Origin of the sequence: Brevibacterium sanguinis (assembly GCF_003315415.1) — a bacterium.
Classification (GTDB): Bacteria; Actinomycetota; Actinomycetes; order Actinomycetales; family Brevibacteriaceae; genus Brevibacterium; species Brevibacterium celere_A.
The window spans coordinates 1-15,724 of record NZ_QNSB01000003.1 but is presented as its reverse complement, the minus strand read 5'-3'; the positions used below and the strand labels follow the sequence as shown (position 1 = coordinate 15,724).

Here is a 15,724-nt window from a genome sequence, read left to right as displayed (position 1 = left end):
GGAACAATGATGTCTGCTTCCACCAATCAGCCCGCGATGGACGATCCGGCCGTCGCGAAGCGCAGCACCACGGACCTCGTGCGCGCCGCAATGTCCGGATGGCTGGGAACCGCCCTCGAGTTCATGGACTTCCAGCTCTACTCGCTGGCCGCCGCGCTCGTGTTCGGGCAGCTCTTCTTCGTCGGCGAGAGCCCGGCCCTGGCCGTCGTCTCCGCCATGGCCACCTACGCGGTGGGCTACCTGGCCCGGCCGCTGGGCGCCTGGTACTTCGGCCGCCTCGGCGACAAGGTGGGACGGACCAAGGTCCTCTTCATCACGATCGCCCTGATGGGCGGTGCCACCACACTCATCGGCGCCCTGCCCACCGCTCACCAGGTCGGCATCCTCGCCCCCATCCTCCTCGTCGTCCTCCGCCTGGTGCAGGGATTCGGCGCCGGAGCCGAGATCTCGGGCGCCGGTGTCATGCTCGCCGAGTACGCGCCGAAGAACCGCCGCGGAATCATCGCCTCCCTCGTCGCCCTCGGCACCAACTGCGGGACACTGGGCGCCTCGGCGATCTGGGGCATCCTCGTCGCCGTCCTCACCGAGGAGCAGCTGCTCAGCTGGGGCTGGCGCATCCCGTTCCTCGCCAGCGCCCTCATCCTCCTGTTCGCCGTGTGGATCCGGCTGCGCCTCAAGGAGAGCCCGGTGTTCGAGGACAGCACCCACGTCGAGCACGGCATCGCCCTGACCAAGGACGAGGTCCGGTCCAAGGCAGAAGCCGAGAACGACACCGCGATGCTCGAAGCACTGTCCCAGAACAAGTGGCGGGCCATGGTCCCCGCGTTCCTCCTGCGCTTCGGCCAGGCCGGCAACTCGGGCATCCTCCAGACCTACATGGTCTCGTTCATCACCGTCACCCTCGCCATGTCCGCCTCCGTGGGCACGAGCGTCGTCATCGTGTCCTCGCTCTTCGCCTTCGCCACCGTGCCGATCATCGGTGCGCTCGGCGACCGGTTCGGCCGCCGCCGGATGTACCAGGTGATGAGCATCATCTCGCTCATCCTCATCGTGCCGACGATGATGGCGATCGCCGGGGCCGAGATGCCCGCCGTGCTCATCGGCTACGTCGTCATGCACAACGTCTCCGTGATGGCCCTGGCATCGCTGGAGAACCTCACCCTGCCCGAGATCTTCGGATCCCGTCACCGCTACACCGCGACCGGCATCATCCGGGAGATCGCGGCGATGATCGCCACCGGCATCGGCCCCGTCCTCGCCGCCGCCTGGGTGGGCGCGACCACCGGATCGTGGATCCCGGTCGCCGTGATGCTCGCCTTCTTCACCGCCTGCCCGCTCATCGGCACATTTCTCATGCCCGAGGTGGCCGGCCGCGACCTGCGCGATCCTCGCAACGCGGTCTGAAATTTCGATACAGCCCAGAACTGTCACAGGCGACAGATTCAGAGAGGAAAACGACATGACCAGCCAGGTCGAATCACCCATTACGCCGAAGGATCTCCGACGGACAATCAGTGCATCTGTCGTCGGCACCATCGCCGAATACTACGATTTCTTCATCTATGGAACTGCTTCCGCACTTGCGTTCAATGAGATCTTCTTCCCGGAAACTGATCAGTTGGTCGGAACTCTCGCCGCTTTCGCAACCTACGCAGTCGGATTTTTCGCACGCCCATTAGGAGGTCTCTTCTGGGGACACATCGGCGATCGAATCGGGCGTAAACGAGCACTGGTCTTCACTCTCCTGCTGACCGGACTGGGAACTTTCGCCGTTGGACTGATGCCGACCTACGACACTATCGGGATCTGGGCAGCAGTGATTCTCGTCATTGTGCGGCTTATCCAGGGATTCGGAGTCGGCGGGGAACAGGGTGGAGCGGTGCTGCTAACCGCGGAAGCTTCTCCACCGAACCGTCGAGGATTCTACGCAAGTTTCGTCCAATTGGGCTCTCCCGTCGCCTACCTCATCCCGACGGTCCTCTTCGCCTGGCTGATGGGTGCGATGGACCACGACTCCTTCATGGAATGGGGGTGGCGTGTTCCCTTCCTCCTGAGCATATTCGTCGTTGCAATCGGGTTGTACATTCGCAGCCGAGTACCCGAATCGAAGTCCTTCCAGAACATCAAGAAGAAGCAGAAGTCGACCAAAGCACCGCTCAAAGTGATCATGACCCGCAATCGACGCGAAGTCATCGGCGGCATGCTCACCAAGTTCGTCGAGGCGGCGGTCTTCCCGTTCTACACCGTATTCCTCGTCGCTTATGCGAACAATTCCGGATACAACTCGCAGATCATCCTTGACGCCGTAATCGTGGCGATCATCTGCGAAATCGTGGCTATTCCGCTGCTCGGCCGACTCACCGACAAAGTGGGCCGCAAACCGGTCTACCTTGCAGCCGCCGTAATCAACCTCGTCCTCATCTGGCCGGCGTTTCTCGCTGTCGAGACAGAGAACTTCGCAGTGATCGCCGCGTTGCTCGCGGCCGGCCTCGCCCTGGGTCATGCCGGCACCTATGCACCGCAAGCATCGTTCTTCCCCGAGCTCTTCCCCGCTCAGGCACGATACTCGGGAGTATCCGTGGTGTGGCAGTTCGGTGCGATGCTTGCGAGCGGACCATTCACGGTTGTTGCTACCGCATTGCTCGTCGTCGGCAACGGGTCCTATCTCTGGTCAGCACTGTATGTTGCCGCACTCGTGATCATCAGTATCGTTGCGATCCAGTTCCTCCCCGAGACCGCTCCGAGTCGCCGTGATGGACTGGAATACGCTCAATGGCAAGCAGACGACAACCATGAGCACGAACTCGACACGTCATCTCTTACAGACACCACCGAATCCCACGAAAGGAAGCGACCACTGTGAGCATCTCGAACGCCGAGGTCATCGTCACCAGTCCCGGACGCAACTTCGTCACCCTCAAGATCACCACGGACGACGGATTCGTCGGCTGGGGCGATGCGACGCTCAATGGTCGTGAGCTCTCCGTCGCGTCCTACCTCGGCGACCACCTCGTCAGCGCGCTCATCGGGCGCGACGAGAACCGTATCGAGGACACCTGGCAGTACTTCTACCGGGGAGCGTACTGGCGGCGTGGCCCGGTGACCATGGCCGCGATCGCCGCGATCGACATGGCTCTGTGGGACATCAAGGCCAAACGCGCAGGCGTGCCCCTCTACCAGCTCCTCGGCGGAGCCAGCCGCGACGGGCTGCGGGTCTACGCCCATGCCTCGGGGTCCGACTACGCGGCGCTGTCGGCCGCGATCCGCGGATACGTCGACCAGGGCTACACCGCCGTGCGGATCCAGACCGGGGTACCCGGCCTCAACTCCGTGTACGGGGTCTCGGCCACCGCGAAGCCCGGCCAGAAGTACGATTACGAACCGGCTCACCGCGGCGTCGACGGAGCAGCCGCGACCCGGCCGCAGGAAGAGGACTGGGACACCCACGCCTACCTCAACCACATCCCCCAGGTCTTCGCCCAGGTGCGGGAGGAGTTCGGGCCCGGGCTGCGCCTCCTCCACGACGGACATCACAGGCTCTCGCCGATCGAGGCGGCACGGCTGGCGAAGTCGCTGGAGCCCTATGATCTGTTCTGGCTCGAGGACTCCACCCCCGCCGAGGACCAGGAAGCCGTGCGCCTCATCCGTCAGCACTCGACGACTCCCCTGGCCACCGGCGAGGTCTTCAACTCGGTCTTCGACTACCAGACCCTCATCACCGACCGCCTCATCGACTACGTCCGATCGGCGGTCACGCACACCGGCGGGATCACGGCGATGAAGAAGCTCCTCGACTTCGCCGGCATCTACGGGATCCGCTCGGGCATGCACGGTCCCACCGACATCTCCCCGATCGGCATGGCCGCGGCCCTGCATCTGGGTCTGGCCATCCACAACTTCGGGATCCAAGAGTACATGCCCCACAGCGACACGACACTCGAGGTGTTCAGGACCTCATACGCCTTCGACCGTGGGTTCCTCCATCCCGGTGAGACTCCCGGCCTCGGCGTCGAACTCGACGAGGAACTCGCTGCCCAGTACCCCTACACCGCCGCGTATCTGCCGGTCAACCGTCTCCTCGACGGTTCCCTGCACGACTGGTGAGCAAAGGACCAAAGATGACCACCCGACAGACACTTCCCGAAAACACCTCCGAATCCCGCCTCGTCGTCGTCCTCCGCGGACAGCGCGCCGAGGACCTTCCCCCGGTCATCGCCACCATGGCCGAGGCCGGGGTCAGGAGCTTCGAACTGACCCTGACCACGCCCGACGTCTTCGCTCTCCTTCCGACGCTGATCACCGAGCACGGCCCAACTGTCGACTTCGGGGTCGGGACGATCACGACGCCCGAGCAGGTCAACGAGGCGGTCGCCGCGGGTGCGAAGTACCTGGTCACTCCGGTCACCGACCCTGCCGTCATCGACCGCGCCCTGGACAGGTCCGTGCCGCTGATCCCCGGCGGATTCACTCCCAGCGAACTGTTCTCCTCGTGGAGCCGCGGGGTTGCCGCGGTCAAGGTGTTCCCGGCCGGCCGGCTCGGCGCCGGCTACGTCAAGGACCTGCGCGGGCCGTTCCCGGACATGGTCGTCGTGCCCTCGGGCGGGGTGGACCTCGACTCTGCGCGCGAATGGCTGGCCGCAGGCGCGGCCGCGGTGAGCGTCGGCGGTCCCCTGCTCGGAGACGCCCTCAAGGGCGGCGACCTCGGTGAACTGGCCGAGCGGACGCGCGCGTTCGTCGAGGTGTGCACGGGGACGGGGAGTCGTTCCCGATGCTGACGAGCGACGGTTCCGTCCTCACCCTCGGTGAGACGATGGGACTCATCACCGGTTCACATGTGGGGTCCTTCGCACACGTGGCCCACGCCCAAGTGGGAATCGGCGGCGCCGAATCGAATGTCGCCGTCGGACTCGTCCGCCTCGGGGTCCCCGTGTCGTGGGTCGGTCGGGTCGGCGACGACTCCCTGGGCAACCGCGTCGTGCGCGAGATCCGCGGGGAGGGCGTCGACGTCCGAGCCACCCTCGACCCGGATGCTCCGACCGGGCTCATGCTCAAGGAGTTCCGCGGCCGCGGGACCTCCCGAGTCAGCTACTACCGTGCGAACTCCGCCGGGTCCCGCCTCAATCCGACCGATGTCGGACCCGGGGTGGTCGAGAGCGCCTCCCTCGTGCACCTGACCGGCATCACTCCGCTGCTGTCGGACTCCGCTCGAGCCGCCTGCCTCGACGTCACCCGACGTGCTCGCGTCGCCGGGGTCAGGATCAGTCTTGACATCAACTACCGGCCGTCGCTCGCGTCGGCGGATGAGGCGGCGGAGGTCATCGGCGAACTGGCCTCGTCTGCGGATCTGGTGTTCGGGTCACCGGAGGAGATCGCACTCGTCTCCCCGAGGACGCCCGGGACGGCGAACGAAACTCTCGAGTCCCTGCTCGCCCGAGCCAGGAACCTGGAGGATGACGACGAGGGGATTGACGGCCTCGTGCGAACCTTCGATCCCGACGGGAGACGCGAAGTCGTGGTCAAGCGCGGACCATTCGGCGCCACCAGCTGCTTCGACGGCTCCTCGTTCATCGCTGCCGGCCATCCGGTCGATGTCGTCGATACGGTGGGTGCCGGTGACGCCTTCGTCGCCGGATACCTCAGCGGAGATGTGCAGGATTGGCCGATCGACCAGAAGCTGACCCGAGCGAACGCGTGCGGTGCGTTGATGTGCACCATACCGGGCGACTGGGAGGCCTCCCCCACGCCGGAGGAACTGGACGGGTTCATCGCCGGCGGGACGGATCCCGTGCTGCGGTAGAAGGAGCTGTCCGGGTCGGTCGGAGCGACTCCGGACATGGCCCGAGACGGGTAAGATCCCATCTCGTCATCACACTTCGAACCACAGGATCCTCGCCACGACCGGCCCGCCGCCGACGGCGCGGATCCTCTCGACACGCAGAGAGAGAACTCCATGCACACCTCGTCATCAGACGCGGACGGCGGCGCGCCCGTCGTCACCAAGGCGAAGCTCCGCAACAGGCACATCACGATGATCACCCTCGGCGGGATCATCGGCGCCAGCCTGTTCGTCGGCTCGGGCAATGTGATCCGCTCGACGGGTCCGGCGGCGATCCTGTCCTACCTCATCGGCGGCGTGCTCGTGTTCCTCGCCATGCGCATGCTCGGCGAGATGTCCGCGCGCAAACCCTCTGTCGGATCCTTCATGGAGTATGCGAATGAGAGCATGGGCGGCTGGGCCGCCTATCTCGTCGGATGGCTGTACTGGTACTTCTGGGTGGGAGTCATCGCCTATGAAGCGGTGGTCGGCGGCGGACTGCTGGTCGCTTGGTTCCCCGTGCTTCCCGAATGGCTCTGGGCGCTGATCCTCGTCCTCGTCTTCATCGGCACCAATATCCTCTCCGTGCGTGTCTTCGGCGAGGTCGAGTTCTGGCTCGCCAGCATCAAGGTCATCACCATCGTCGTCTTCCTCGTCGTCGGTGCGCTCTTCGCCTTCGGCCTGTGGCCGGACGCGGACTTCGCCGTTCCGAATCTCTGGTCCCACGGGGGCTTCGCCCCCATGGGCTACAGCGCGGTCATGATCGGGGTGGCCACGGTGATCTTCTCCTACTTCGGCACTGAGATCGCGGTCATGGCAGCCGCGGAATCCGTCGATCCCGCCCGCGGCATCAATCAGGCGACGGTCACCGTGATCTGGCGCATCATGCTCTTCTTCGTGGGCGCCGTGCTCATCATCGTCATGGCGACCCCGTGGAACCAGCTCCCCGACCCGCTCGATGTCGCCCCGTTCGCCTACGTCTACGGACTCTTCGGCCTGCCCGGCGCCGAGCAGATCATGACGATCGTCCTCTTCACGGCCGTCATCTCCGTGCTCAATTCCGGACTCTACTCGGCCTCACGCATGTTCGTCTCGCTCGCGGACAAGGGCTACGCACCTCATTTCATCACGAAGCGGTCGAAGAACAACGTCCCGGTGGCCGCCCTCATCGCCTCCAGCCTCGGGGCTCTCGCCGCGGTCGTCGCGAACTTCGCGGTTCCTTCATCTGGCATCTTCGACTTCATCATGAATTCCGGCGGCCTCGTGGCGCTCTTCGTCTACGTGTTCATCGCCCTCGCCCAGTGGCGGATGCGAGTCAAGCTCACTCCCGAGGAGCGCGCTGCCCTGCCGATCAGATCGTGGATGACCCCGATCCTCAATTTCTTCCTCATCGCCGTCGTGCTCGGGGTCGTCATCATCATGTGCCTCGGCGAGACCGGGCGGGCACAGGTCTCGACGAGCCTCATCGCCACAGTCGCCCTCGTCGTGTTCTGGCCGCTGGTGAAGAAGAAGCTCAACGCCCGTGGCATCGACACCTCCCCCACCATGGATCAGCGCCAGAGCCAGGACGTCGCCGCACCCTGACTCGCGCAGCCTGCCGCACTTCGGAGACTGCCCGGGTGATCGCCGATTCGTCAATGCCCGCTTCGGTGCCCGAGACGATGACGGCTCCGATATGTCGACCTCGATGCTCACCACAGGTGCCGCCACCGAGGTGACGCCGGCGGCACGTCAGCTCCTGACGACGAGGTAACCCGCTGCCGCGGATCTCATCGAGCGAGGCCCGGAATTAGGATGCCCGACTGCATGTCGATCTCTCCGAGGTCTGACAGGAGTTCATCGACCTCGGATTCGCTCATTCCGGACGCGAGCACGCGACCGGCGCCGAGGTGACGGGGCAGTCTCTCACCCATCGGCCGCCACTGCGTCGTGTTGGAGGCCTGGTGACAGGCCGAAGAAGTATGCGAGCATCGATCGTGACGTCGCTGCTTCGAAAGGGAGTTCCATGACCGTGTCAACCGCAGACCTCTGGGACGAACGAGGTCCCGAGCTCGATTCCATCGCACTGGACTTCACGGACTTCGGGGGCAAGATCGCCTTCTCGGGACCCGCGCGGACCGTCCGCTGCTTCGAGGACAATGCCCTGGTGAAATCGCTGGTCGCCCAGGAAGGCGACGGTGCTGTCCTCGTCGTCGACGGCCAGGGCTCGATCGGCGCGGCCCTCATGGGCGACATGGTGGCGAGGACCGCCATGGAGAACGGCTGGTCCGGAGTCGTCATCAACGGCGCGGTCCGCGACCGGGTAGAACTCGCCACCCTCGACTTCGGCATCAAGGCGCTCGCCAGCAACCCCCGCAAGAGCGGGAAGACCGGCCAGGGAGAGGTCGACGTCACCGTCACCATCGGCGGGGCCGAGATCCGGCCCGGGGCAATGGTCTTCGCCGACGCCGACGGTGTCGTCGTCGACAAGTAGCACCATCATGCCCGCGCGGTGCCGCCCGGGCGAGGAAGCCAGATCCATCCTTCTCGGCGAGTGACGTCGCGCAGGTCTTCCGGCGGAGGCTCACATCCGCCGGTTGCAGCCGCGCGGACGACCAGCTCCGACCTGCGGATGAGATTCGCCGATCCCTTGTACCCGCGGTTGACCATCGACCAGCATTTCAGGCCCGCCGCGGGGCACACCTCGACGATGCGATCCGAACCGTCTCTCGCCACCGGAACCACTGCATCGCGCAACCGCGCCTCGACTCGTGCCGACCGCATGGCCGCGCGAGCGATGCGATCGGTGGAGACGCTCAGCGGCGTGCTTCCGGTCCGACGGCGCACCACCAGGTCCGTCGTGCGCATCGCCAAGCTCTTTCGCCATTCGCGGCCGGAGGACTCGGGTCGCGGCAGAGTTCCATTCGTGTGAGCGGTGACGAAGTCGACGAAGCTCACCGGCCACCCGAGGGGCATATCGACGCCGACACATTCGGCGGCGAGGAACTCTGCGACGATGGCGTCATCGTCCACCCCGACGTGAACTCTCTCGATGACACACGAGGAGCCGACCTCACCGAGGATCGCGAGCCCGGTCCGGTCGGCTTCAGCTGCAAGGTCGATCCCTGCGAAAGTCACTCTGCACCCCTCCGCGCCTCAGACGCCTGCTGAATCCTCGTCAGCGGGCAGCTCCCCGGCGAAGAACGCGTCGAGCACGCTCGACTCGGCCTCTGTCAATCGGCCGTCGAGGGCTCGGAACAGCCGTTCCTGGGTCGTGCCAGGCCACCCCTGAGGCAGAAGGGCCATCGGCAGCTGCGGATCGGTACGAGTGAGTGTGAGCCAGTCGTGATGGAGTTCGACCCGGGCGATCAGTGACTGGCGCGGCGTCAGGACGGTGGTGTCGAGACCGTCCCACTTCTCACCGAAGCGCTGATAGGCCTTCGCGAGGTCGTCGATGTCGAAAGCCGCGACCAGCTGCTCGTCGGTCGTCGGCGGCTGCGGTCGCCCCACGAGAACAACCGGGGCAAGTTCGTCACCGAGGTCGCCGAGCGACTCCAGAAAGGCGTGTCGCCCCGGAGCCACCCATGTGCTGCCGTCGAGCTGACCGTAACCGCACCAGGACAGACGCGTCGAGACCCGGTGGCGCAGGGCTCGCTTGGCCTCGGGCACCTGGACGCGCACAAGGGTCCAGGTCCCATCCCAGCCATCGCCACCCCCGCCCTTGAACATCTTCTCGCGCCCCTCGGCGAGGATGCTCCGTCCGCGCTTCGAGAGCGAATAGTAGGTCCTACGCCCGAGCTTGGTCCGGTCGATGAGCCCCTTGACGCCCATCCGATGCAGCACCGAGCGTGCCGCCGAAGCCCCCACACCCAGCTCACTCATCACCTCGACGATCGAGGCTCCGCTGAGCGGGTGCTGAACATCGAGCAGGTGCTGGCCGGCAAGCGAGAGGAACAGGGACTGCGGGTGGACGGTCATAACCCGATTCTAGGTCCCGATCTGGCACGATCGTCGTCGGCCGATCTTTATATCGCATTCTGTTGACGACCCGGCATGAAATTGCATAGTATTGTTCGTGAGTCCGGTCACCGTGGCCCGGACTCACCGGCTTTCCGTTCGCACGGATGACAGACAACTTCAGCCACACGATCAGCGAGGACCTCATGGCGACCACGAAATCCCCCTCCATGCTCAAGCGAGCAGCCGCCTCGGCGTATCTCGGCAGCGTCATCGAGTACTACGACTTCTTCATCTACTCGGTCTGCGCCGCCCTTGTATTCAAGGACATCTTCTTCTCCAATCTCCCTCCCCTGGTCGGAACTCTGGCGAGCCTCGCGACGTTCGCCACGGGCTATCTTGCCCGGCCCATCGGCGGCATCGTGTTCGGGCACTTCGGCGACAAGCTCGGCCGTAAGAAGATGCTCGTCCTCACGATGACCGTCATGGGCATCTCCTCGACGGCGATCGGCTTCTTGCCCACCTATGAGCAGGCCGGGGTCATCGCCCCGATCCTCCTCATCCTCATCCGCGTCGCCCAGGGCGTCGCCATCGGCGGCGAGTGGGGCGGTGCGGTGCTCATGTCCGCCGAGCACTCGACGAAGAACCGCGGTTTCTGGGCCTCCTTCACGAACGCCGGAGGCCCCAGCGGAACATTGGCCTCTTCCCTCGTCGTCACCGTGACCATGGCGGTCATGGGCGTCGACGACTTCATTGCGTGGGGCTGGCGCCTGCCCTTCCTGGCGTCGATCCTCCTCCTGGTCGTCGGCATGATCGTCCGCGCCAAGGTCGATGAGTCCCCAGAGTTCCTCCTGGCTCAGGAACGGAAGCGGACCTCGGCAGAAGCACCCACGACGATCCCGATCTTCGCGACGCTGCGCCGCCAGCCGCTCACCCTCGTCCTCTCCATCGGCGTCGGTCTCTCCGCCTTCATCTTCCAGGGCCTGCTCACCACCTACTCGGTCGCCTACGGTGTGCAGGTGGGCGTCGAACGGCAGACGATCCTCAACGCTCTGTCGATCACCTCCTTCACCGCGATCATCGGCGTTCTCGTCTGGTCACGAGTCTCCGATGCGATCGGTCGGCGCCCTCTCGTCATCGCCGGCGCGGTGCTCATCGCGGTCTGGGGCTTCGTCCTCTTCCCCATCATCGACACGAGGTCCGGGGTGCTCATCGCGATCGGCATGGTCGTCGGCGGAGGCATCATCCATCCGATGATCTACGGCCCGCTGGCCGGCCTGTACACGGAGTTGTTCGACACCGAGCACCGCTACACCGGCGCCTCCCTCGGGTATCAGCTCGCCGGCATGGGGGCAGGCATCTCACCGGTTCTCTTCGCCGGCATCATGAGCAGCAATGGCGGAGACACCACCATCCCTCTCTCCCTCTTGATCGCAGGCTTCGCCGTGATCTCGGTCCTGTGCATCCTCAAGCTCGGCGAGACCAGCACCCGCAGCCTCTCCGACGTCACAGGTGGTTCCACAGGCAAGAGCACGCACAGCCCTGCGACGACGGATGTCGCCAAAACCGCCTCGACCGATGGAGCCCTCCCGTGACCTTCACCCATCCCAGCCTGGCCCGGCTCTCCGAACGACAGGCCACAGACTACGACGAGAAGACCGCGATCACCTTCACCGGGGTCGACTACTCCTACACGCAGATACACGAACGCACCCTCGCCTGTGCCGCCGACCTCCTGGCCCGGGGCCTGCGCCGAGGCGACCGCGTCGCCTACCTCGGACCCAACCATCCCGCGGCCGTCGTGGTCATGCTCGCCTGCCTGCGCCTCGGGATGATCTTCATCCCCCTCAACTGGCGCCTGGCGGCGGCAGAACTCGACTACCAGGTCACCAACGCCGAGGTCTCCCGCCTCTTCGTCGCCCCCGAGCTGGCCGAGACCGCCGCCGGTCTCACCGCGGCCGTGGCTCAGGAGACGGTGCACTGGGACCCGGCGGCCACCTCGGCGCGGGTGCCGGCCGTGCCCGCCGCGGACGTCGAGGGCAGCGAAGCCGCGTTCCTCCTCTTCACCTCCGGTACCACCGGTCGGCCCAAGGGGGCCGTGCTCTCCCACGCGAACCTGCTGTGGAACTCCTTCAACCTCCTTCTCAACACCGACCTCACCGCCGACGACGTCACCCTGGTCGCCGCGCCGCTGTTCCACGTCGTCGGGCTCAATCAGCAGGTGCTGACCAGTTACCTGCGCGGGGCCCGAGTTCTCCTCGAATCCAAGTGGAACGCCGATCGCGCCTTCGACGCCATCGAGACGGAGGGACTGACCTGGATGGCGGGGGTCACGACGATGTACGCCGACCTCCTCCACTCGCCGCGGTGGGAGACCACGGACCTGTCGTCACTGCGGTTCGTCAACTCCGGCGGGGCCCCGATCCCCGTCTCCCTGATCGAGGCCTATCAGGCCAGGAACATCATGTTCTGCCAGGGCTACGGACTGACCGAGACCGCCCCCGGAGCGACGTTCCTCCCCGCAGCGTACGCCCTCGACAAGCCCGGGTCGGCAGGCCGGGCGGTGCCCTTCGCCGAGGTCAAGGTCCGGGATCCCGCCGGCAACTCCTGCCCCGCCGGGATCCGCGGGGAGATCGTCGTCTGCGGACCCAACGTCACCTCCGGCTACTGGAACAACCCCGAGGCCACGGCCCAGGCCTTCTCCCCCGGCGGATGGTTCCACACCGGGGACGTCGGCTACCTCGACGAGGACGGGTTCCTCTTCATCGTCGACCGGCTCAAGGACATGTTCATCTCCGGCGGCGAGAACGTCTACCCCGCCGAGGTGGAATCCGTCCTCTTCGAGCACCCTGCCGTGACCGAGGCCGCCGTCGTCGCCGCCGGCGACGAGCGGTGGGGCGAGGTCGGACACGCGTTCGTCGTCGCCGCACCCGACACCGATCCCGAGGACCTGCGCGCCTTCCTGCTGACCCGACTCGCGAAGTACAAGGTGCCCAAGCACTTCGACATCGTCGACTCCCTCCCTCGCACCGGTTCCGGCAAGGTGCACAAGGTGACCCTGCGCCGCACCGGCGCCCTCGGCGCCCATTCGACCCCCGCCGCGACCAGCACCACCGAGACGACCCAGACAGACACGACCAAGGACGAGCGATGACCGATCTCCCCGACACCCTGCACTTCGACACCGACGGCGACATCGGGATCCTCACCCTCGACCGGCCCCACAAGCGCAACGCCCTCGACGATGCCACCGTCATCGGGCTCGGCGACTTCTTCCGCCGCCCTCCCGCGGTCGCGGCCATCGTCCTCAACTCGGTCGGCGATCACTTCTGCGCCGGCCTCGACCTGTCCGAGCTCAGCGACCGCGATGCCGTTGCCGGTCTCCACCACTCCCGGATGTGGCACGCGGCGATGAACGCCATCACCGACTCCGCGATCCCCGTCATCGCCGTCCTCCAGGGAGCGGTTATCGGCGGAGGACTCGAACTCGCCAGCGCCGCCCACCTGCGCGTCGCCGAGGACACCGCCTACTTCGCCCTCCCCGAGGGTCGGCGTGGTCTCTTCGTCGGCGGCGGCGCCTCGGTGCGGGTGCCCCGGCTGATCGGTCTCTCCCGGGTCCAGGACATGATGCTGACCGGGCGCTCCTTCTCCGCCGCCGAGGCCGAATCCCTCGGTCTCGTCAACTACCTCGTCGCCGCGGGCGAGGGCACCGGCAGGGCGAAGGAGCTCGCGAGAACGATCGCCGGCAACTCCCCGGTGACGAACTACGCCGTGACCCAGGCGCTGCCGCGCATCGTCGAATCCGGCCGGGACGAGGGGTACATGATGGAGGCGCTGATGGCCACGGTCGCCCAGTCGAGCACCGAGGCCAAGGACCTGATGCGCGCCTTCCTCGACGGCACCGGGGCCAAGGTCACCCGCTGACCAGCCCCGCTCCCACCACTGATCCCACCATCGCTCAAGGAGCACTCATGTCGACCATCCTCCGCGAGGTCCCCGCCGACGCCCTCGACACCAGTCGCATCGGACACTACCTGCGCTGGCTCAACACCGAACACGGTCACGACTTCTCCGGCTGGGACGATCTCCACGCCTGGTCGGTCACCGAGATCGAGGACTTCTGGGAATCGATCTGGACCTACTTCGGGGTCAGGTCCCACACTCCCCACACCGCGGTGCTCGAGGAGCGGATCATGCCGCACGCGAAGTGGTTCCCCGGGGCGAGCCTCAACTACGCCGAGCACTCCTTCGGCTCCCCCGAGCAGGCCGGCGACGTGGCCGTCACCGCGGTGTCCCAGACCCGCGACGACATCACTCTGACCTTCGCCGAGCTGCGGGCCGAAGTCGCTCGCGTCCGGTCGGCCCTCGCCGCCGCCGGGGTCGGCTCGGGCGACCGCGTCGTCGGATACCTGCCCAACCAGCCCGAGGCCCTTGTGGCCTTCCTCGCCACGGCGAGCCTCGGCGCGATCTGGGCCGCCTGCGCCCCGGAGTTCGGCACCCAGAGCGTCATCGATCGCTTCGCCCAGGTCGACCCGACGGTGCTGCTGGCTGTGCCCGGCTACCGGTATGGGGACAAGGCGATCGACCGCTCCGCGGAACTCGCCGAGGTGGTCGCCGCACTGCCGAGCCTGAGCGGCGTCATCGCCGTCGACTACGGAGAGTTCGAACTCCCGGACAGCCTGCGGGAGGCGCTGACCGCCGGACACGGGCTCGATCATCCGCTCGAGGTGCTCGACTACCGCGACATGGGCGAGGAGTCCGCCGAGCTCGACTTCGTCGCCGTGCCCTTCGACCATCCCCTGTTCATCCTCTTCTCCTCCGGCACCACCGGCCGGCCCAAGGCCATCGTCCACAGTCACGGCGGAATCCTGCTCGAGACCCTCAAGGGCCACGGGCTCCAGTTCGATCTCGGCCCCGGCAGCCAGTTCTGCTGGTTCTCCACCACGGCCTGGATGGTGTGGAACGCCCTCGTCGGAGCCCTCGTGCTCGGGTCCGGGATCGTCATGATCGACGGCAATCCCAATCATCCCGACGCCAAGGAGCTGTGGCGCATCGCCGCGCGGACCCGCGCCACCTTCCTCGGCATCTCCCCCGGTGCGATCATGGCCGCCCGCAAGACCGGGTTCTCCCCCACCGCGGAGTTCGACCTGTCGAGAGTGGAGCAGGTCGGCGTCGCCGGCTCCCCACTGCCGGCGGAGGGCTTCGAATGGGTGCTCGAGCAATTCGGGCCAGAGGTCCTGCTCAACGTCGGCTGCGGCGGCACCGACGTGTGCACCGGCATCCTCCACGCCGCCCCGATCACCCCCGTCTACGCCGGAGAGATGTCGAGCCCTACGCTGGGGTTCGCGGCGACCGCCTTCGACGAGGACGGCCGCGAGGTCCGCGACGCCCTCGGTGAGCTCGTCATCACCGAGCCCGTCCCCTCGATGCCCGTGACGTTCTGGGGCGAGGGCGGGGACGACCGCTACGAGCAGACCTACTTCGACAAGTACCCGGGGGTGTGGAGGCACGGCGACTGGGCGAGGTTCAGCTCCGATGGCGGGATCATCGTCACCGGCCGCTCCGACGCCACCCTCAACCGGGGCGGGGTCCGCCTGGGCACCGCCGACTTCTACACCGTGCTCGACACCCTCCCCGAGGTGGCCGACAGCCTGGTCATCCACCTCGAGGATCCCGAGGGCGGGATGGGCGATCTCGTGCTCTTCGTCCGGTGCGAGGACGGGATCGACCTCACCCCCGAACTCGCCACGACGATCCGCAGGCAGCTCAAGACCCGCCTGTCCCCACGGCACACGCCCGACGAGATCGTGCCGGTGACGAGGATCCCGATCGGACGCACGGGCAAGAAGCTCGAGGTCCCGGTCAAACGCATCGTGCAGGGCGCCGACCCGGAGTCCGTCGCCAGCCCCGGCGCCCTCCTCGACCCGAAGTCCCTCGACGAGTACGTCGACTACACGGCCCGGCGCCGCGCCG

The 15,724-nt window shown here is 66.4% G+C and carries 13 protein-coding genes; 11 read left to right on the top strand and 2 right to left on the bottom strand.

Annotated elements, in window-relative coordinates; genetic code table 11:
* Window positions 1-9 precede the first annotated feature (9 nt).
* The 7 genes from DFO65_RS04420 to rraA all read left to right on the top strand — a co-directional run bounded on the left by DFO65_RS04420 (window position 10) and on the right by rraA (window position 8,288).
* Window positions 10-1,404 carry an MFS transporter gene (locus tag DFO65_RS04420; protein WP_181778620.1) on the top strand — a complete coding sequence of 465 codons (1,395 nt, stop codon included), beginning with the start codon at window positions 10-12 and terminating at the stop codon, window positions 1,402-1,404.
* Window positions 1,405-1,459: 55 nt separating this feature from the next.
* Window positions 1,460-2,863: an MFS transporter gene (locus tag DFO65_RS04415; RefSeq protein WP_113903228.1), complete on the top strand. Its 1,404-nt coding sequence runs from the start codon at window positions 1,460-1,462 to the stop codon at window positions 2,861-2,863.
* Window positions 2,860-4,104, top strand: a complete 1,245-nt coding sequence (manD, locus tag DFO65_RS04410; RefSeq protein WP_113903227.1) for a D-mannonate dehydratase ManD — start codon at window positions 2,860-2,862, stop codon at window positions 4,102-4,104. Before DFO65_RS04415 ends, manD begins: the two co-directional genes overlap by 4 nt.
* A gap of 14 nt (window positions 4,105-4,118) precedes the next feature.
* A complete protein-coding gene (locus DFO65_RS04405) occupies window positions 4,119-4,775 on the top strand; it encodes a bifunctional 4-hydroxy-2-oxoglutarate aldolase/2-dehydro-3-deoxy-phosphogluconate aldolase (RefSeq protein ID WP_113903226.1) in 657 nt (218 codons plus the stop codon).
* Window positions 4,769-5,797 (top strand): sugar kinase, encoded by a 1,029-nt coding sequence (locus tag DFO65_RS04400; RefSeq protein WP_113903578.1) that lies wholly within the window; start codon window positions 4,769-4,771, stop codon window positions 5,795-5,797. Before DFO65_RS04405 ends, DFO65_RS04400 begins: the two co-directional genes overlap by 7 nt.
* A 153-nt stretch (window positions 5,798-5,950) precedes the next feature.
* Complete coding sequence (locus DFO65_RS04395; protein WP_245940475.1) at window positions 5,951-7,399, top strand: amino acid permease; 1,449 nt, start codon at window positions 5,951-5,953, stop codon at window positions 7,397-7,399.
* A gap of 421 nt (window positions 7,400-7,820) precedes the next feature.
* Entirely contained in the window at window positions 7,821-8,288 is a 468-nt protein-coding gene (gene rraA, locus DFO65_RS04390) for a ribonuclease E activity regulator RraA (protein ID WP_113903225.1), read from the top strand.
* A 5-nt stretch (window positions 8,289-8,293) separates the two neighbouring features.
* Here the strand turns inward: rraA and DFO65_RS04385 are convergent, their stop codons facing one another.
* Together DFO65_RS04385 and DFO65_RS04380 are read right to left on the bottom strand one after the other, a co-directional pair.
* Entirely contained in the window at window positions 8,294-8,932 is a 639-nt protein-coding gene (locus DFO65_RS04385) for a DUF429 domain-containing protein (RefSeq protein ID WP_113903224.1), read from the bottom strand.
* An 18-nt stretch (window positions 8,933-8,950) separates the two neighbouring features.
* Window positions 8,951-9,772 (bottom strand): PaaX family transcriptional regulator, encoded by an 822-nt coding sequence (locus tag DFO65_RS04380; RefSeq protein WP_113903223.1) that lies wholly within the window; start codon window positions 9,770-9,772, stop codon window positions 8,951-8,953.
* A gap of 146 nt (window positions 9,773-9,918) precedes the next feature.
* Between DFO65_RS04380 and DFO65_RS04375 the strand changes: the two genes are divergently transcribed.
* The 4 genes from DFO65_RS04375 to DFO65_RS04360 all read left to right on the top strand — a co-directional run.
* Window positions 9,919-11,346: an MFS transporter gene (locus DFO65_RS04375; RefSeq protein ID WP_245940474.1), complete on the top strand. Its 1,428-nt coding sequence runs from the start codon at window positions 9,919-9,921 to the stop codon at window positions 11,344-11,346.
* Window positions 11,343-12,905 (top strand): acyl-CoA synthetase, encoded by a 1,563-nt coding sequence (locus tag DFO65_RS04370; RefSeq protein ID WP_181778619.1) that lies wholly within the window; start codon window positions 11,343-11,345, stop codon window positions 12,903-12,905. Before DFO65_RS04375 ends, DFO65_RS04370 begins: the two co-directional genes overlap by 4 nt.
* Window positions 12,902-13,675 carry a crotonase/enoyl-CoA hydratase family protein gene (locus tag DFO65_RS04365; RefSeq protein WP_113903221.1) on the top strand — a complete coding sequence of 258 codons (774 nt, stop codon included), beginning with the start codon at window positions 12,902-12,904 and terminating at the stop codon, window positions 13,673-13,675. The genes DFO65_RS04370 and DFO65_RS04365 overlap by 4 nt, the downstream gene beginning before the upstream one ends.
* 47 nt (window positions 13,676-13,722) lie before the next feature.
* Window positions 13,723-15,724 (top strand): acetoacetate--CoA ligase (locus DFO65_RS04360; protein ID WP_113903220.1); only part of this gene is annotated, 2,002 nt, incomplete at its 3' end.